The sequence below is a fragment of the Devosia sp. 63-57 genome (assembly GCF_001899045.1).
GTDB lineage: Bacteria > Pseudomonadota > Alphaproteobacteria > Rhizobiales > Devosiaceae > Devosia > Devosia equisanguinis.
Window position 1 is genome coordinate 711,580 of sequence record NZ_MKUY01000003.1, and the last position, 18,158, is coordinate 729,737.

An 18,158-nucleotide genomic window follows, 5' to 3' on the forward strand; every position below is an offset into this window, starting at 1 on the left:
TCTGTGTGGGTTGGCGCCTATGTAGGCCATGCGGCACAGCGGGGCAACGGGGGCGGCGCTTCTCGTGCCGCAGGAAAGGCACCGGATCAGGCGCGCAGGGATACCGGCTCGGTATCGAAGCCACCGACGACGCGATTGCGGCCCTGCGTCTTGGCGGCATAGAGGCGCCGGTCGGCCTCGGAAATCACCGAGCGGCCGGCGAACTGCACCGAGTCCACGAGGCCTATGCTGACGGTGATCGCGAGACCTGGCGCCAGATCGGACCACAGGGTTTGCTCCAGCGCCACCCGGATGGCCTCCATGATCGGCATCGCCTCCACCTGGCCCCTGCCGGCGACGATGAGGGCGAATTCCTCGCCGCCCAGCCGATAGGCAGATACGGGATCGCCCCAGGCGCCGAGCACGCCAGCGAGCCGCTGCAGCACCGCATCGCCGGTCATGTGCGAGAAGCGGTCATTGACCGACTTGAAGTGGTCGATGTCGAGAATGGCGAATGAGAACACCTCGCCCTGGATGCGCTCGAAATGGCTTTCGAAGGCGCGGCGATTGAAAATGCCGGTTAGGGCATCCTTGCTGGCCTCCTCCTCGAGGCGATCGGCGCGCAGCCGCAGGCGCTCATTTTCGAGCTGCATTTCGGTGACCTGGGCGCGGCGGCGGGTGCTCTCGCCCATCTGGTAGACAAAGGCCTCGTGGAAGGCGCGGTAATGCTCGAGCGCGCCCTGGTGATTGCCCAAGGCCGCCTCGACATCGGACAGCCGGCGCAAGGTATTGACCCGGTGATCGAGATTGGCGCCGTTGGCGGCCAGCCGGACCGCCTCCTTGCAGACCGCAAGGGCTTCGTCCAACTGACCCCAGGCGGTCAGCAATTCGCCGCGCGTATAGAGATAGTGGATGCGGCTGCGCGGCCCGACCGTGCCGGGCAGGCTGTCCCACTCATCGAGAAAGGCGCGCGCCATCTCACGATAGCCCAGACCCTGAGCCAGCTCGGCGCCATTGCACAGTGCAATGCGCAGGTTCCACAAATCGCCGCAGGCGCGCGCCGTGTCGATGGCGCGGTCGTTGAACATCATCGCCTTGCGCCGCAGGCGCAGACCGTCCTCGACATGGCCCGCCGCTTCGGCGAATTCGGCCTGCGAGACGACGGAAAAACCCATATTGACCAGTGTCATCGCCGTGGTGGAGGGATCATCGCCCTTTTCGGCGAGGGCCAGCGCCTCCTCGAGCAGCGGATAGGCCAGCTGATCCTGCCGGCACATCATCAGTGCCATGCCCTTGCAGCCGAAGACAAAGCTCAGAAGCGCCGGCAGCGCCGTGTGGCGCGCCATCTGGACGGCGGCATCGGCTTCGGTGAAACCGAGATCGCTGAGGCCCAACTCGACCAGCAGCCAGGAATAGACAGCGGTGGCGAAGGCCTGGCCGTCGTGATTGTCGGTTTCGAAATAGAGCGCCTTGGCTTCGCTGGCCGAGGCCAGGCCCTCATCGGCATAGCCCAGTTGCAGGCAGAACCAGCCGATATGGGTGAGGCACGCAGCCGTGAGGCCGGGATCGCCGAGCTTGCGGGCAACCACGAGCAGCCGCTGGGCCTCGATCAGGCCTTCGGTCGAACGCCCGGTGCGGCTCATCTGGCGACATGCCAGCAGCCCCGCCCGCAGCTCTGTCAGATTGGCCTCGGTCACACCCTGCTCCTCTGCGGGAAGCATGACCGAGGCGCGTAAACAAAGGCGAAAGAGAAATGATCAACACATGCGGACGCCACGCGCCCGCCGGTCAGTAGACGTCTTTGACATACATCTCGTCGGGCACCGGGCCACGGTGATAATCGGGGTGACGGATACGCTCGGGCAGGACGATCTGCTGCTTGGGCACCTCGCCATAGGGGATGGCCGAGAGTAGGTGAGCGATACAGTTGAGCCGGGCCCGCTTCTTGTCGTCGGCCTCGACCACCCACCAGGGGGAGTCGGCGGTGTGGGTGCGGCCGAGCATGTCTTCCTTGGCCTTGGTATAGTCTTCCCAGTGGCGGCGGGATTCCATGTCCATGGGCGACAGCTTCCACTGTTTGAGCGGATCCTGGATGCGCATGCGGAAGCGGAATTCCTGCTCCTCATTGGTGATCGAGAACCAGAACTTGATGAGGATGATGCCGGAGCGCAGCAGCATCTTTTCGAATTCGGGCACGGTGCGGAAGAATTCCTCCAGCTCGTCGGGGGTGCAAAAGCCCATGACCCGCTCGACCCCGGCCCGATTGTACCAGGAGCGATCGAACAGCACCATTTCGCCGGCAGCCGGCAGGTGCGACACGTAACGCTGGAAATACCACTGGGTCTTCTCGCGATCGGACGGCGCCGGCAGCGCGACGACGCGGCAGACGCGCGGATTGAGACGCTGGGTGATGCGCTTGATCGCGCCGCCCTTGCCGGCGGAGTCTCGGCCCTCGAAAATCACCGCAACCTTGAGCTTGTTGTGCACGATCCAATCCTGCAGGCGCACCAGTTCGTGCTGCAGGCGGAACAGCTCGCGGAAGTAGATCTTGCGATCGAGCGACTTGCGCCCTTCCCGCTCGCTGTCCTCCGCCAGCGCCTCGAGATGGTCATCCTCGAATTGCAGCTCGAGCTCTTCGTCGAAACTGTCGGCGATCTCGTCGCGAATGCGGTCGAGTTCTATGGTGAGCTGGTCGAGGCGGTTGAATGCAGGTTCGGTCACGATAAGGCACTCCGGGGTATCGCCACCATTGGCCATACCCCGATTGCGGTTTTGTGACAGTTCGTGCGGCGCCGGACGGCTGCCCCTCAGTTTGCCATGGTCGAGCGATGCGCCCAGCCGGTCATGCGCTTTTCCACCCACGCCATCAGCGCATACATGGCGATGCCCTCGACGGCGAGCATGAGCAGGCCCGCAAAGACCAGCGGCACGTTAAAGTTGGATTGCGCCGAGGCCATCATATTGCCGAGGCCCGAATTGGAAGCCACGGTTTCGCTGACCACCGAACCGACAAAGGCCAGGGTGATGGCGACTTTCAGCGAGCCGAAGAAATAGGGCATGGAGCGGGGAATGCCCACCTTGAGCATGATGTCCATTTTCTTGGCGCCCAGCGCGCGCAGCACGTCCTCGGTTTCAGGCTCGATGGTGGCAAGTCCGGTGGCGACATTGACCACGATGGGAAAGAAGGAAATCAGGAACGCGGTGAGCACCGCGGGCACGGTGCCGATACCGAACCAGATGACGAGGATGGGCACCAGCGCCACCTTGGGAATGGCGTTGAAGCCGATCATGATCGGATAGAGCCCGGCATAGATGGTTTTCGACCAGCCGATGAAGAGGCCTATGCCCAGCCCCGCCACCACGGCGATGAGGAAGCCCAGCACGGTGGTGTAGAGCGTCTGCACCGAATTCTTCCAGATCGGTGACCAGTACTGGACAATAGCTTCGAACACCCGGGACGGCGCCGGCAGGATGGTGTGCGGCAGGCCGGAAACGCGCACTGCCAGCTCCCAGATGACGAAGAGGCCGATGGTGTAGAGGAAGGGGGCCAGGCGCACCCAATTGATCCTGAACATGGGCTTGGGCGGGGTGGCGACGGGCGTTACCGTCTCGAATGTGGTCATGCGGCGGCCCTCGCAGTGGCGATTTCCCCGTGCAGCTTCTGCACCATGTCGTTGAAATCCGGCTCGTAGAGCAGCTCGAGCTGGCGCGGCCGGACGAAGGGCACGACATGCTCGGAAATCACCCGCCCCGGACGGGCGGACATGACCACCACCTTGTCGGCCAGGAAGACGCTTTCGCGCAGGTCATGGGTGACGAGCACGATGGTGACGCCTTGGGCGGCATGCAGATCGCGGATGACGCACCACAGCTCCTCGCGGGTGAAGGCATCGAGCGCGCCGAAGGGCTCGTCGAGCATAAGCAGTTCCGGCTCGTGAATGAGGGCGCGGCAGAGATTGGCGCGCTGCTGCATGCCGCCCGATAGCTGCCAGGGAAATTTGTCGCCAAAGCCCTTCAGCCCGACGGTTTCGAGCAGCTTTTCGGCCTTGGCAATGTATTCCGCCTTGTGGGCGCGCAGCCGATGGCGGTGCTTCTCGACGATTTCGAGCGGCAGGAGAATGTTTTCGAGCGTCGTGCGCCAGGGCAACATGGTGGGGTTCTGGAAGGCCATGCCGACGATCGAGACCGGCTTGGTCACCTGGCTATTGGCGACGATGACGACGCCGGATTGCGGGATATGGAGCCCGGTGGTCAGCTTCATCAGCGTGGACTTGCCACAGCCGGAGGGCCCGACAACGGCGACGAACTCGCCGCGATTGATCCTGAGGTTAAGCCCGCTCACCGCCAGCGTGCCATCTGGCCCGCCATAGCGCATGTCGACATTTTCGATGGAGACCAGGGGGGAGGTCATGGCGGCTCCTTGGCAGGCGGGTGGGCGGAAAAGGACCCGCCCCAGAACATCCTCGTTCCCTCGAAAGAACGTTCTGGGGCGGATAGCCCGGGCGCCCTCACGCCCGGGAGACTGCCAGTAGCCTCAGGGCAGCATGCGCTCTGCGGCGGGCGGCAGATACTGGGCGTCGAAAACCTCCGCGGCGGTGACATTGCCCTTGAGGCCCATGGAAATCTTCAGCGTCTCGATGGAGGCGGCCAGGCGCGCCTCGTCGATACCGCCAAAGCCGTTTTCGACGACATAGGGGGTCTTGATATTCATCTCATTGGCCATGGTCAGACGCTCGGTTTCGGTTTCGAGATTGAGCGTTTCATTGCGGGCCAGAACGGCAGCGGCACCGGCGGCTGGATCGGCCACGGCATCGGCAAAGCCCTTGGCCAGGGCACGAAGGAAGCCCTTGACCGCCTCGGGATTTTCGGCAGCAAAGGTCTCGTTCACCAGCACCGCATTGCCATAGAGATTGAGGCCGTGATCGGCGAAGAGGATGGTGGAAATGTCATCATCCGGCACGCCATTGGCCTTGAGATTGAGAATGACGGAAAAGGCGAAGCCGAAGACGCCATCGACATCGCCGGAGGCCAGCATCGGCTCGCGCACCGGAAAGCCGATGGATTCGATGGTGATGGTGGAGGCGTCTAGCCCGGCCGCTTCGATGAAGGCAGGCCACTGGGCAAAGGCCCCATCGGGCGGCGGCGCGCCGAGCTTCTTGCCCTCGAGCGACTTCGGATCGTCGGTGATCCCCAGCGACTTGCGGCCGATGATGGAAAAGACCGGCTTGTCATAGACCATCATCACGGCCGTGACTGGCTGGGCCGGATCTTCGTCGAGGAACTTGATCAACGAGTTGATGTCGCCAAAGCCCATCTGATAGGCGCCGGTCGCGACGCGCGGGATGGCCTCGACCGAGCCATTGCCGGTATCGATGGTGACGTTGAGTCCTTCCTCGGCGAAATAGCCATTGTCCTGCGCCAACAGGAACCCGGCCGCCGGACCTTCGAAACGCCAGTCCAGCGTGAACTTGATGTCGGTCTGCGCCATGGCCGGCAGTACCGAGAAGCCGGAAATGCTGAGACCCGCGGCCAGTGCCAGGGCGGTGGAGAAGGATCGGCGTGAAAGCATGTCTTGACGTCCCCATTCTTGTCTTGAGGGAAATCAAGCCCAGCAAAAACGCCGATGCAAGCAGAAACTGCTTACATCGGCGCCAATACTTTCAAATGCCTATTTTATGGGCATGTTGGTGCTCAATTGGGCTGGATCAGTAGACGAAAACGGTCAACTGATTGCCCTTCTGCTCCACCGCGAACACCCGATTGGCGTTATAGCTGGAGCGGGTGATCGAGGCATTGACCAGCGGGTCGGCAGCAATCGCGGAGCGCAGCGATTGTCCGAGCCCGCTATTGGAGAGCGCCGCAGCCAGCCAGGTCTGCACTTCCGGGCAGATATCGACGCGACGGATGGCGACATTGCTGGCGCGCTGCCACGAGCCGTCGATGCGGGTGGACTGGATCAGGCGTTCAATCTGGGAGGCAGGCGTGGCCACGCAATTGCTGCCGCTGACGCCACCTGAACCGCTGATAGCGACGCCGTTGCCGCCACCATTGTTGCCGCCGTTACCGCCATTGCCACCGTTGCCACCGTTGCCGCCGTTATTTCCGCCGCCACCGTTATTGCCGCCATTATTGCCGCCACCGCCATTGTTGCCGCCGCCGCCGATATTGACGTCGACATTGGCGAGACTGTCGCCGCCCACCTGCGCATCGACAGTCACATTGCGGTCGAGCAGGCCGACATTAGCATTGACGAGGCCATTATCCCCACCACTTCCAACGGTGGCATTGGCGAGAGGTTGGTTGCCGCTGCCCACCTGGACATCGAGCACCTGGTTCTGGCCACCCAGACCAATATTCACGAGGCCGGAATCAGACGCATCGCCCGATCCCACTGTGATGAGTGAGTTGCTATCCCCGCTGCCGATAATGCCGAGCAGACTATCTGCATAGGCTGGCAGAGATACCCCCGAAAGCAAGACGAGGGACATAAATGTAGCGTGTGTACGTTTCATCGTTCCTTCTCCTTCTGCGCCGGATTGGTCGCATAGGAAAAATACGAAACAGTACTGATTCCGTTTCATCACAGAAAACGGCGCAATAAACAGACAGTAAAAATACTCAGTCGATTGCCGTTCACACGGCGCTAACGATGATGGACTCGGAGGAGAGTTGGGCCGCATTTGCGCAGCACAAAAAGAAGGGCGCGAAACCGAGGTTTCGCGCCCAGCGGGGCGGCCGTAAAGGAGCGTCAACCTTTACGTCCATCCACCCTTCGAAGGGGGAGGCTCTGTTGGCTTTCCCCCAATTCCGGTGTCGCTGCTTCAGCAGTCGACGTGCCCATTCAACGAGACAAATTGCGATGGGTTCCGCAGGCAGTTGCGGCTGAGAAAATTGTGATCGGGATTGGGGTGGAACGGCCTGGGCAACCCCGCAGGCCCGTAATGTGATGGGTCGCTACAAAAACCTCGCCCTGGAGCTTTTCACGTTCTGAATGATGCAGCTCTATCGCTCCCTCCCCCCTTGAGGGGGAGGGCTGGGGTGGGGGGTAGTTCAGTGACACATTGATGGCCCCCCACCCTCAATCCCTCCCCTCAGGGGGGAGGGAGGCGAAAGCGCCTGGGCCCACCTCAGTTTGAATTGATCTACAGCTCGAATGGTGCCTGCATGGCCTGGATGGCCTTGATGGCAGCGGAGGCGCGGTTTTCGACACCGAGCTTGGTGTAGACCTGCTCGAGATGCTTGTTCACCGTGCGCGGGCTGAGGCCCAGAATGTCGCCGATATCGCGATTGGACTTGCCGCGGGCGATCCACAGCAGCACTTCGCTTTCGCGCTGGGTCAGGCCGAACTGCTGGCGCAGGGCGTCCTCCTGCCCCTCCGCCTGCATGCGGCTCAGGCGGAACAGATATTCATCGCCGCCGACCATGCCGAGATAGGAAAACTGCAGACCAGTGGCGCCATTGCCACCCAGCGAAAAGGCGTCGCCGGGCTGGGCCTGTGCGCCCTCGAGCAGGTGCCAGGCGGCGAAATTGGCCGACATCTCGGCCTGCACCCGCGCATCCATGCCGGAGCGTTCGAGCAAGCGATTGGCCTGTGGCGTGGACCACAACACCGTGCCATAGGCGGCAAACGCGACCAGATGCCGGCCGGCGGCATCGAGCGCGATGCGGGCGCTCTGGGCGCGGCGGGCATTGGCCAGGTGAACACGAATGCGAGCGCGCAATTCATCGACATTGATCGGCTTGCTGAGATAATCGACACCGCCGCTTTCAAGCGCATGCACGATATGCTCGGTCTCGGTCAGCCCGGTCATGAAGATGACGGGGACATGGGCGAGCGTCGCCAGCGCCTTCATGCGGCGGCAGGTCTCGAAACCGTCAAGACCCGGCATGACCGCATCCATCAGCACCACATCGGGAATGACCCGCTCGACGATGTTGAGCGCCATGTCGCCGGAGCGCGCCACCAGCACGGTGACGCCGGCATCCTCCAGCGCCGCAGTGAGAAAGCCGAGTGATTCCGGGGAATCGTCTACCAGGAGGACGATGTCCTGTTCTTTCTCAATCCTGCTCATGGCTCACCCGCTCCAGCGCTTCGGCATAAGCCTCGAAATCAAAATTTTCCATATGGCGGCGCAGCACCGCCACCAATGGCAGATTGGCTGGATCGGCGGCCAGTTCCGTCAGCCTTGTCTCGATCCCCCGTACATGGCCGATTTGCCCCAGATTGGCGAGATCGCGCAAGGCCTCGGCGCCGGGGGATTTTAGCGCGGCAGTCTGGGCGGCCGGAGCGGATGGCGGCACGGCATGGGTCCAGTCTATCGCCAGATGCGTGCCCAGCTTGTCGATCAGCTGGTTGAGCTCGAAGGGCTTGGCCAGCGTGTCGGAATGACCGGCATCGGCGCCGGTGGGATTAGCGCCATCGCCGATATTGGCCGAGAGCATGATGATGGGGGCAGCGATGCCGCGCTCGCGCAGCGCGGCGACGAGGTCCCAGCCGCTCATCCCCGGCATGCGGATGTCGATGAAGTAAAGATGGGGGGCAAATGCTGCCATCCCCTCGCTCGAAGCGTCACCCTCGGGCTTGACCCGAGGGGCCTGCACTTGTGGAGAATTGGGCAAGTTAAGAGCCCTCGGGTCGAGCCCGAGGGTGACGATCTGTGGTGGCGTGACGATCTTGGGTGGGGTTGCGGCCGGTGTGAGGGAGGCCGATCGCTGCTTGGACGGCCAAGCCCATGCATCGAGCTTGGCCAAACACTCGTCCCCACTCTCTGCCGACACCACCGCAAAGCCCAGCGGCTCGAGCATCTGGCGCATGAGCTCGCGGTGGTCTTCGTTGTCGTCCACCACCATGATGGTGCGCGCCGGGCCGGTATAACCGGTGATCGGCTGCGTGTTGGCGAGGCGCTTGGCTGGCCGCTCGACCTTGGCCAGCATGAGCCGGGCCATAAAGCGGGTCCCCTGCCCCGGCGTGCTGGTGACGGTGATTTCCCCGCCCAGCGTTTCGGTGAGGAGCTTGGTGATGGTGAGACCGAGGCCAAGGCCGGGGGTGAAGCGGTTTTTCTCGGCCTCGCCGCGCACGAAGGGCTCGAAGATGTGGGGGAGATCGTCTGCCGTGATGCCGGAACCGCTATCCTCGATGGTGAAAGTCGCCACCTGCATGCGATAGCCGACATCGAAGCTGACATGGCCGGCACTGGTGAACTTGATGGCGTTGGAGAGCAGGTTGACGAGGATCTGCCGCAGCCGCTTTTCGTCCGTGCGCACATAGGCGGGCAGCGCCTTGGCGCGACTGTGGCGGAATTCCAGCCCCTTGGCCTGGGCCTGCAGGCGGAACATGTCGACAAGCTGGTCGAGGAAATCCTGCAGGTTGATCTCGTTGGAATAGACCTGCAGCCGCCCGGCCTCGATCTTGGAAATATCGAGCAGGCCATCGATGAGACCGGACAGATGCTCGGCGCTGCGGCGGATGACCTGCACCGAACCCCGGCGATTTTCGGGCATGGCGGCGTCGCGTTCCAGGACCTGCGCATAGCCCATCACTGCATTGAGCGGCGTGCGCAATTCGTGACTGAGGCCGACGACGTAGCGGCTCTTGGCCTGATTGGCGGCCTCGGCCTTTTCCTTGGCGCGCTGCAATTCGGCATCGGTGCGGCCATGCGCGTCGATTTCCTTGAGCAGCAACGTGTTTTGCCGGGAGCTTTCCTCCTCGGCGACGAGGCGGCTGTCATGCGCCAGGACCAGAAACCAGGTCATGATCCCGGCGGCGACGGCGAAGACGAAGAAGACGACGAGCAGCGTGCCGCCCACCACATCGGCTGTGTGCGGGGCCGAGCGACCCGCGAAATAGTAGATGAGGCCCAAAATGCCGGCGAGAATGGCTGTGGCTACGGCCATGGAGATGCCGTAACGGCCCAACCGGCTCTGGAGCTTGTCGATCATCCATTGCGGCAACACCGTCGCGGCGACGGCGTGGGTCTGAGCCCGGAAATGCGCCTTGGGCTTGCACATGTCATGGCAGCGCGCATCGAGCGAACAGCAGAGCGAGCAGATCGGCGCCGCATAGGCGGGACACCAGGCCATGTCCTCTGGCTCGAAAGGATGTTCGCAGATCGAGCAGGTGACAACAGTCTTGTTGGCCCAGGCTTTGCGCGGCTTGCGGGCAAGATAGTATTTGCCCCTGGTGGCCCAGGCGATGGTGGGCGAGGCGATGAAGCAGACGACAAGGGCAATATAGGGCGCAAGCGCCGCCGCCATCTCGCCGAAGAGACCGAAATGGGCGGCGAGCGCAATGGTGGCCGAGAGCAGCATCGAGCCGACGCCCACCGGATTGATGTCGTAGAGATGGGCGCGCTTGAACTCGATGCCCGGAGGGGCCAGGCCCAATGGCTTGTTGACGAAGAGGTCTGCAGAGATCGAGCAGAGCCAGGCCATGGCAATGATCGAGAAGGTGCCAAGCGTCTCTTCGAGCAAACGATAAATGCCCAGCTCCATCAACAGGAGCGCGATGGCGACGTTGAACAACAGCCAGACGACGCGGCCGGGATGGCTATGGGTGAGGCGGGAGAAGAAGTTCGACCAGGCCAGCGAGCCGGCATAGGCGTTCATGACATTGATCTTGAGCTGGCTGATGACCACGAAGCCGGCCATCAGCATCAGCGCCACGAATTCATTGGGAATCATGTAGCCGAAGGCGACGGCATACATATAGCCCGGCTCGGAGGCGTGTTCGGGGGAGACCCCGGAGGATAGGGCGAGGAAGGCGAGGAACGAGCCGGCGATCAGCTTGGGCGCCCCCACGGCCACCCACCCTGCCCCGGCGAGAAAGATGCCAAGCTTCTGCCGCCATTTCGGCGCGCCCTCGGCGGGGAGGAAGCGCAGGAAATCCACCTGTTCGCCGATCTGGGTCATCAGCGCCAGGATGACGGCGGAAGCAGCGCCGAACTTGGCGACGTCGAAGGCAGCGATACTGCCGGCCGCGCCTTCGGGCTGGCCCAGGCCATTGAAGGCGCGCCAGAGATCGAACTTCTCCCAATCCATGAAGGCGATGAAAACGAAAGGCAGGACGTTGAGCACGATCCAGAATGGCTGGGTGATGAGCTGGAAGCGGCTGATCATGCGGATGCCGTGGGTGACCAGCGGGATCACCGCCACGGCGGAAATGATGTAGCCGATCCAGAGCGGCAGGCCGAAAGCCAGCTGCAAGGCGCTGGCCATAATCGAGGCTTCGATGGCGAAGAGGATGAAGGTGAAGCTGGCATAGATCAGCGATGTGATGGTCGAGCCGATATAGCCAAAGCTCGCTCCACGGGTGAGCAGATCGACATCGACGCCATGCCGGGTGGCGTAGCGCGCAATGGGCACGCCGACCAGCAGAATGGCGATGGAAGCGATCAGAATGGCGATCAGCGCATTGGTGGTGCCATAGCTGAGGGTGATGGCGCCGCCGATGGCTTCGAGCGCAAGGAACGAGATGGCGCCGATGGCGGTCTGCGAGATTCGGTCATTGGAAAAGCGCCGCGCCGACTTGGCCGTGAAGCGCAGCGCATAGTCTTCCAGGGTTTGGTTGGCGACCCAGCGATTATATGCGCGCCTGACCGGAATGATCCTCTGCCGTGCCATGATCCGCCCAGGCCTTAACCAGTTTTGCGCGTTGCCCAAAAAATCGCCAGGGCCTTCATTAGCATGAAACCAACCGAAATCACGCGGTTTTTCAGGCCTTTCGCTGACCGGCGCGCGGTGTGCCGCTGGGCGGTTACGTCAATCGACGTATAGGGCTCAAGTTAAGAATGGTCCCAGTGTCTCCCCAGACGCCTCCCTTGGTGTCTCGGGGAACAAATCTTCAGAGGGACTAACACAATGACCTATTTCAGCGCCAAAAGCGCTCTGCTCGCTGCGGTTCTCGCCGGCAGCGTCTCGCTGTCCATGACGCCGGTCATGGCCCAGGACGACACCATCAAGGTCGGCATTCTGCATTCGCTGTCGGGCACGATGGCCATTTCCGAAACCACGCTCAAGGACACGATGCTGTTCCTGATCGAACAGCAAAACGCCAAGGGCGGTCTTCTCGGCAAGCAGATCGAACCCGTCGTGGTCGATATCGCTTCCGACTGGCCGCTGGCCGCCGAACTGGCCCGCCAGTTGATCGAGGTGGACGATGTCGACGCCGTGTTCGGCTGCTGGACCTCGGTGTGCCGCAAGTCGGTGCTGCCGGTGTTCGAGGAACTGAACAGCCTGCTGTTCTACCCCGTCCAATATGAGGGCGAGGAAAGCCAGCGCAACGTCTTCTATACCGGCGCTTCGCCCAACCAGCAGGCCATTCCGGCCGTCGACTATCTGATGAATGACGAGGGCGTCGAGCGCTGGGTGCTGGCCGGCACCGACTATGTCTATCCGCAGACCACCAACAAGATCCTCGAGCAATACCTGCTCGACAAGGGTGTGGCCGCCGAAGACATCATGATCAACTACACGCCCTTCGGTCATTCCGATTGGCAGACCATCGTCTCCGATATCAAGGCTTTCGGTTCGGCCGGCAAGAAGACCGCCGTGGTCTCGACCATCAACGGCGATGCCAACGTGCCGTTCTACCGTGAGCTGGGCAACCAGGGCATCAAGGCCGAGGATATCCCGGTCGTGGCCTTCTCGGTGGGCGAGGAAGAACTCTCCGGCTTCGACACCACCCCGCTGGTGGGGCACCTGGCCGCCTGGAACTACTTCATGAGCGTCGATACGCCCGAGAATGCCGAGTTCATCAAGGCCTGGCACGACTATATCGGCGACGACAAGCGCGTCACCAATGACCCGATGGAAGCCCATATGATCGGCTTCAACCTCTGGGTGAAGGCTGTCGAAGCTGCCGGCACCACCGATTCAGACGCCGTCATCGACGCTATTGTCGGGCTGGAAACCCCGAACCTGACCGGCGGCATGGCCAAGATGCTCCCGAACCACCACATCACCAAGCCGGTGCTGATCGGTGAAATCCAGGATGATGGCCAGTTCTTCGTGGTCTGGGAAACCGAAGATCTCGTCCCCGGCGATGCCTGGTCCGACTATCTGCCGGAATCCAAGATGCTGGAAGCCGATTGGACCGCCCCGATCAACTGCGGCAACTACAATACCGAAACCAAAACCTGCGGCGCCGCGGCGCAGTAAGTCAAGGGCCACCCCCACCTAACCTCCCCCTGAAGCAGGGGGAGGGATGGGCCGGTGGCTGAGGCGAGATCTCACCCAAGCACAAATCTTCCCCTCCCCCTCCTTAAGGGGGAGGCCGGGTGGGGGTTCTCTCCACACCACACCAAAAACCAAGGACGCCAGAACCATGACCATTCTCCGCGCAATTCGCCTGGTGCTTATGGCCCTGCCGTTCCTGATATTTCCAAATGCCCACGGCCAGGATGCCAGCGCAGACATTCCGGCCCTCGTACAATCAATGGGCCAGGCCAGCCTCAAGGAATTGGGGCAGATCGTCACCGATCTGGCCGCGACCGGCGATACCAGCGTCGTCCCCGCTTTGCAGGCTCTCGCCGATGGCACGCTCTATGCCGACAAGACATCAGGCCTCGTCGCCATCCAGCGCGGCGCGGCGTATGTCGATCCGGTATCCGGCGAAGCGATCGATCCAGCCGAAGGCGCCGATTTCGCGCGCATCCGCATCAATAACAGCCTGCGCCGCGACGTTTCGGTGGCGGTGAGCGGCATGACCTTGATGAGCGAGAGTGCGGCGACCCGTCTCTCTGCCGCCAACGCTTTCATGGCCAAGCCCGATCCCGCCATTCTGCCGCTGCTGGATGAGGCCATTGCCGAGGAAACCGACGCCAATGTGCTCAAGGCCATGCAGACGGCGCGGGCGGTGACCATCCTCGCCAGCGACGACGCCAGCATCGACGACAAGAGTGCCGCCGTGCCGCAGGTCGCCGCCAATGCCGGGCGCGCCGCCATAACCATTCTGACCGGCGCGCTGAACTCCGCACCCGAAGAGCTGCGCCCCACGATCCAGTCGGCCCTGGCCGGTCTTGAACAGGAACGCGCTGTGTGGGGTGCCTTGCAGAATGTGTGGTTCGGCATTTCGCTGGGCTCGGTGCTGCTGCTGGCCGCCATTGGCCTGGCCATCACCTTCGGGGTCATGGGCGTCATCAACATGGCACATGGCGAGATGGTGATGCTGGGCGCCTATACGACCTTCATGGTGCAGTTGGTCATCCGCCAGAATTTTCCGGGACTGCTGGATTACTCGCTGCTGATCGCCCTGCCCTGCGCCTTCCTCGTCACCGGGGCCATTGGCGTCGGCATCGAGCGCGGCGTCATTCGCTGGCTCTATGGCCGCCCGCTTGAAACCCTGCTCGCCACCTGGGGCATTTCGCTGATCCTGCAACAGACGGTGCGCTCGATTTTCGGGCCGACCAACCAGATGGTCATCGCCCCCACATGGATGAGCGGCTCGACCGAATTCTTCGGCCTCTCCATCACCTATGGCCGGTTCTGGATCGTCATTTTCGCGTTGATCGTGTTCTTCATGCTGCTGCTGGTGCTCAACCGCACGCCGCTGGGGCTGCAGATGCGCGCCGTGACGCAGAACCGCCGCATGGCCTCGGCCATGGGCATCCGCACCCCCTTTGTCGACGCCATGACCTTCGGGCTGGGCTCGGGCATTGCCGGTCTGGCGGGCGTGGCGCTGACCCAGATCGACAATATCTCGCCGAACCTGGGCCAGAACTACATCATCGACAGTTTCATGGTCGTGGTCTTCGGCGGCGTCGGCAATCTCTGGGGCACGCTGGTCGGCGCCCTGACGCTGGGCGTGGCCAACAAATTCCTCGAACCCTATGCCGGCGCAGTGCTGGGCAAGATCCTGATCCTGGTGCTGATCATCCTCTTCATCCAGCGGCGTCCAAGAGGGCTGTTCGCGCTCAAGGGCCGGGCGGTGGAGCAGTGATGATGACGCTCAGAAGCTTTGGTTCCTTCGCTCCCTCCCCCCTTGAGGGGGAGGGCCGGGGTGGGGGGTCCATCAGTGACGAACATAACCACCCCCTCCCTCAGTCCCTCCCCTCAAGGGGGAGGGAGGCGCAGGAGCCGATGGCTCACTGCATCATCGACGCAATGCGGAGTGCCTGCCCATGCTGACCCAAGCCCTGTTCCGCGCGCTCGACCGCAAAGCCATCTGGGTCATCTCTATCTTCCTCGCCGTGGCCGTGCTCGTGCCCATGGCCAATCTGCTGATCCCGCCGGGGCAATTCGGCCATGTGCCGACCTATCTGGTCTCGCTGATGGGCAAGTACCTGGCCTATGCCATCCTCGCGCTCGCACTGGATCTGGTCTGGGGCTATTGCGGCATTCTTTCGCTGGGCCATGGGGCGTTTTTCGCGCTCGGTGGCTATGCCATGGGCATGTACCTCATGCGCCAGATCGGCACGCGCGGCGTCTATGGCAATCCGGTCCTGCCCGACTTCATGGTGTTCCTCAACTGGAAGGAACTGCCCTGGTATTGGTTGGGCTTCGACAATTTCTGGTTCGCCATGGCCATGGTAGTGCTGGTCCCCGGTCTCCTCGCCTTTATCTTCGGTTTCTTCGCCTTCCGCAGTCGCGTCACCGGCGTCTATCTCTCGATCATGACGCAGGCCATGACCTTCGCGCTGCTCTTGGCCTTCTTCCGCAACGATATGGGCTTTGGCGGCAATAATGGGCTGACCGATTTCAAGGACATTCTGGGCGCCCCGGTGCAGGCACAGACGACGCGGCTGGCGCTGTTTGCCGCCACCGCCATCGCGCTGGCCATCTCGGTGCTGATCTGCTCGCTGATCGTCAATTCCAAGCTGGGCAAGGTGATGGTCGCGGTGCGCGATGCCGAAAGCCGCACGCGCTTTCTTGGCTATCGCGTCGAATATGTGAAGCTGTTTGCCTTCACGGTGTCGGCCATCATGGCCGGGATTGCCGGGGCGCTTTATGTGCCGCAGGTGGGCATCATCAATCCCGGCGAATTCGAGCCGGGCAATTCCATCGAAGTGGTGATCTGGACGGCCGTGGGCGGACGCGGCACGCTGATCGGGCCGATCATCGGCGCCATCGTGGTCAATCTGGGCAAATCCTGGTTCACCACCACCCTGCCCGAGCTTTGGCTGTTCGCACTCGGCGCGCTTTTCGTGGTCTCAACCCTGTTCCTGCCCAAGGGCATTGTCGGGCTATGGGCGCAAATCTTTGGCCGGCGCAAGCCGGTTGCCGATGCGCCGCCGGCGACCCCAGAACAATCCAGCGACATGGAAAAGGGCGAGGACCCGGCCAGCTTCGCCCCAGCAATCCAGCCCAAGCCTGCGGAGTAAAGCCATGAGCAAGGCACAGGACACGATGCTCTACCTCGATGGCGTCTCGGTGGCCTTCGACGGCTTCAAGGCCATTAACGGGCTTTCGATCATCGTCGGACCGGCCGAAATGCTGGCCATTATCGGCCCCAATGGCGCCGGCAAGACCACGATGATGGATATCATCACCGGCAAGACCAGGCCGGACGCTGGTGAGGTGCTGTTCGATGGCCGCACCGACCTCACCAAGATGGACGAGGCAGCCATTGCCAATCTCGGCATTGGCCGCAAATTCCAGAAGCCCACCGTGTTCGAGAGCCACACGGTCTGGGACAATCTGGAAATGGCGCTGAAAAAGCCGCGCGGCATCTTTCCGGCGCTGTTCTACACGGCCAGCGCCGACGACATCGCCCGCATCACAGAAATCCTCGAAACTGTGCGCCTGCTCCATCGCAAGGACGAGTTCGCGGCCAATCTCAGCCATGGGCAGAAGCAATGGCTGGAGATTGGCATGCTGCTTGCACAAGATCCCAAGCTGCTGCTGGTCGACGAACCGGTGGCGGGCATGACCGATAGCGAGACCGAGGAGACTGCGAAATTGCTGCGTGAGATCGCAAAAACCCGGTCGGTTGTCGTCGTCGAACACGACATGAGCTTTGTGCGCGCACTGGGCTCGCGCGTGGTGTGCCTGGCCGAAGGCGCGGTGCTAGCCGAGGGCACGCTGGACCAGGTCAGTGCCAATCCCATCGTGATCGAAAGGTATCTGGGACGATGACATCAGCGCTCTCGATCGACGCCATCGACCTCCACTACGGTGCAGCGCAGGCCCTGAAGAAGATTTCGCTGACTTGCGAACCCGGGCGGATCACGGCGGTACTCGGCCGCAACGGCGTCGGAAAATCCTCGACGCTGCGCGCCATCACCGGCATCAACCACATCTCATCGGGTGCCATAACTTTCGGCAGCGAAGTGCTGAAAAAAGCGGCACCCTACAAGCGCGCGTGGATGGGGATCGGCTATGTGCCGCAGGGACGCGAGATTTTCCCGCTGCTGACGGTCAAGGAAAACCTCGAGACCGGCTATGCCGGCCTGAAGCGCGGCGAGCGCAATATTCCCGACTACATTTTCGAGCTGTTCCCGGTGCTCAAGTCCATGCTTGGGCGGCGGGGCGGCGATCTCTCGGGTGGCCAGCAACAGCAGCTGGCAATCGGCCGCGCGCTGGTCACCCGACCCAAAGTGCTGGTTCTGGACGAACCCACCGAGGGTATCCAGCCCTCGATCATCAAGGATATCGGCCGGGCGCTGCAATTTCTGCGCGACGAGAAGGGCATGACCATCCTCTTGGTCGAGCAGTTCCTCGATTTCTGCCGCGAGATTGCCGACGATATCTATGTGATGGATCGCGGGGAAATCATGCATTCAGGTCCCGCGAGCGACCTCGATCGGGACGATGTGCGCCGGCATTTGATGGTGTAAAAAGCAATGCACCCGGCCGAAGCCGGGTGCAGTGGGTAATACGATGATCTGCGACTTAGTTAGCCGTGACCAGACCAGCGTCGATACAGGCCTGCAGGTCGATCGTGTCCAGGTCGACCGTAGGAGAGGTCGAGGTATTGGCAGCGTCGGTTTCAGCCTGGGCGTTCTCGACCGGCGTCTCGGCAGCGGCATCACCCTGCGGCTGGCCAGCCTGCGAGTCAGAGGTATCGCGCAGCTTGAGGGTATCGCAGTGGGCCTGGACGACGGCGAGGTCGGATTCAGACACTTCAGCACCATTGATCATGGTCTGAGCGAAAGCCGGAACCGACATGGCAAGACCAGCGGCGATGGCGACAACGGACAGAGTCGATTTGAGAGTCATGTTCGTAACCTCTTGATAAATCGTGA

14 protein-coding genes are annotated in these 18,158 nt (G+C 62.2%); 5 read left to right on the forward strand and 9 right to left on the reverse strand.

Features of this window, described 5'->3' with window-relative positions; translation table 11 throughout:
• Window positions 1–86: 86 nt before the first annotated feature.
• The 8 genes from BGO80_RS03600 to BGO80_RS03635 form a co-directional block, all read right to left on the reverse strand.
• The gene (locus BGO80_RS03600; RefSeq protein ID WP_286719156.1) at window positions 87–1,676 is read right to left on the reverse strand and encodes a GGDEF domain-containing protein; all 1,590 of its coding nucleotides are present in this window, start codon (window positions 1,674–1,676) and stop codon (window positions 87–89) included.
• Between the two features lie 91 nt (window positions 1,677–1,767).
• Window positions 1,768–2,700: a polyphosphate kinase 2 gene (gene ppk2 / locus BGO80_RS03605; protein ID WP_286719157.1), complete on the reverse strand. Its 933-nt coding sequence runs from the start codon at window positions 2,698–2,700 to the stop codon at window positions 1,768–1,770.
• 86 nt (window positions 2,701–2,786) lie between these two features.
• Entirely contained in the window at window positions 2,787–3,602 is an 816-nt protein-coding gene (locus BGO80_RS03610; RefSeq protein WP_286719158.1) for an ABC transporter permease, read from the reverse strand.
• On the reverse strand, window positions 3,599–4,390 hold the full coding sequence (locus BGO80_RS03615) for an ABC transporter ATP-binding protein (RefSeq protein ID WP_286719159.1): 792 nt from the start codon (window positions 4,388–4,390) through the stop codon (window positions 3,599–3,601). Before BGO80_RS03615 ends, BGO80_RS03610 begins: the two co-directional genes overlap by 4 nt.
• 123 nt (window positions 4,391–4,513) lie before the next feature.
• Complete coding sequence (locus tag BGO80_RS03620; protein ID WP_286719160.1) at window positions 4,514–5,548, reverse strand: ABC transporter substrate-binding protein; 1,035 nt, start codon at window positions 5,546–5,548, stop codon at window positions 4,514–4,516.
• 136 nt (window positions 5,549–5,684) lie between these two features.
• Window positions 5,685–6,491 carry a hypothetical protein gene (locus BGO80_RS03625; protein ID WP_286719161.1) on the reverse strand — a complete coding sequence of 269 codons (807 nt, stop codon included), beginning with the start codon at window positions 6,489–6,491 and terminating at the stop codon, window positions 5,685–5,687.
• Window positions 6,492–7,121: 630 nt separating this feature from the next.
• Window positions 7,122–8,051, reverse strand: a complete 930-nt coding sequence (locus BGO80_RS03630; protein ID WP_126152157.1) for a response regulator transcription factor — start codon at window positions 8,049–8,051, stop codon at window positions 7,122–7,124.
• The gene (locus tag BGO80_RS03635) at window positions 8,038–11,601 is read right to left on the reverse strand and encodes an ATP-binding protein (protein WP_286719610.1); all 3,564 of its coding nucleotides are present in this window, start codon (window positions 11,599–11,601) and stop codon (window positions 8,038–8,040) included. Before BGO80_RS03635 ends, BGO80_RS03630 begins: the two co-directional genes overlap by 14 nt.
• A 234-nt stretch (window positions 11,602–11,835) precedes the next feature.
• Here BGO80_RS03635 and urtA point away from each other — a divergent pair, with 234 nt between their 5' ends.
• From urtA to urtE, 5 genes are all read left to right on the forward strand, one after another.
• The gene (gene urtA, locus BGO80_RS03640; protein WP_126152156.1) at window positions 11,836–13,134 is read left to right on the forward strand and encodes an urea ABC transporter substrate-binding protein; all 1,299 of its coding nucleotides are present in this window, start codon (window positions 11,836–11,838) and stop codon (window positions 13,132–13,134) included.
• A gap of 166 nt (window positions 13,135–13,300) precedes the next feature.
• Window positions 13,301–14,914, forward strand: a complete 1,614-nt coding sequence (urtB, locus tag BGO80_RS03645; RefSeq protein ID WP_286719163.1) for an urea ABC transporter permease subunit UrtB — start codon at window positions 13,301–13,303, stop codon at window positions 14,912–14,914.
• A 181-nt stretch (window positions 14,915–15,095) separates the two neighbouring features.
• A complete protein-coding gene (gene urtC, locus BGO80_RS03650) occupies window positions 15,096–16,295 on the forward strand; it encodes an urea ABC transporter permease subunit UrtC (RefSeq protein ID WP_286719165.1) in 1,200 nt (399 codons plus the stop codon).
• Between the two features lie 4 nt (window positions 16,296–16,299).
• Complete coding sequence (urtD, locus tag BGO80_RS03655) at window positions 16,300–17,049, forward strand: urea ABC transporter ATP-binding protein UrtD (RefSeq protein ID WP_286719167.1); 750 nt, start codon at window positions 16,300–16,302, stop codon at window positions 17,047–17,049.
• Window positions 17,046–17,750, forward strand: a complete 705-nt coding sequence (gene urtE / locus BGO80_RS03660) for an urea ABC transporter ATP-binding subunit UrtE (RefSeq protein ID WP_286719169.1) — start codon at window positions 17,046–17,048, stop codon at window positions 17,748–17,750. Before urtD ends, urtE begins: the two co-directional genes overlap by 4 nt.
• A gap of 55 nt (window positions 17,751–17,805) precedes the next feature.
• On the opposite strand, the gene BGO80_RS03665 is transcribed toward urtE, so the two are convergent.
• Window positions 17,806–18,132 (reverse strand): hypothetical protein, encoded by a 327-nt coding sequence (locus tag BGO80_RS03665; protein ID WP_286719170.1) that lies wholly within the window; start codon window positions 18,130–18,132, stop codon window positions 17,806–17,808.
• Between the last annotated feature and the right edge of the window lie 26 nt (window positions 18,133–18,158).

Excerpts from the sequence above, each read along its gene's own strand:
- BGO80_RS03610 (WP_286719158.1), bottom strand. The coding sequence starts at position 3,602 with ATGACCACATTCGAGACGGTAACGCCCGTCGCCACCCCGCCCAAGCCC.
- BGO80_RS03615 (WP_286719159.1), bottom strand. The coding sequence starts at position 4,390 with ATGACCTCCCCCCTGGTCTCCATCGAAAATGTCGACATGCGCTATGGC.
- BGO80_RS03620 (WP_286719160.1), bottom strand. The coding sequence starts at position 5,548 with ATGCTTTCACGCCGATCCTTCTCCACCGCCCTGGCACTGGCCGCGGGT.
- BGO80_RS03625 (WP_286719161.1), bottom strand. The coding sequence starts at position 6,491 with ATGAAACGTACACACGCTACATTTATGTCCCTCGTCTTGCTTTCGGGG.
- BGO80_RS03630 (WP_126152157.1), bottom strand. The coding sequence starts at position 8,051 with ATGAGCAGGATTGAGAAAGAACAGGACATCGTCCTCCTGGTAGACGAT.
- urtA (WP_126152156.1), top strand. The coding sequence starts at position 11,836 with ATGACCTATTTCAGCGCCAAAAGCGCTCTGCTCGCTGCGGTTCTCGCC.
- urtB (WP_286719163.1), top strand. The coding sequence starts at position 13,301 with ATGACCATTCTCCGCGCAATTCGCCTGGTGCTTATGGCCCTGCCGTTC.
- urtC (WP_286719165.1), top strand. The coding sequence starts at position 15,096 with ATGCTGACCCAAGCCCTGTTCCGCGCGCTCGACCGCAAAGCCATCTGG.
- urtD (WP_286719167.1), top strand. The coding sequence starts at position 16,300 with ATGAGCAAGGCACAGGACACGATGCTCTACCTCGATGGCGTCTCGGTG.
- urtE (WP_286719169.1), top strand. The coding sequence starts at position 17,046 with ATGACATCAGCGCTCTCGATCGACGCCATCGACCTCCACTACGGTGCA.
- BGO80_RS03665 (WP_286719170.1), bottom strand. The coding sequence starts at position 18,132 with ATGACTCTCAAATCGACTCTGTCCGTTGTCGCCATCGCCGCTGGTCTT.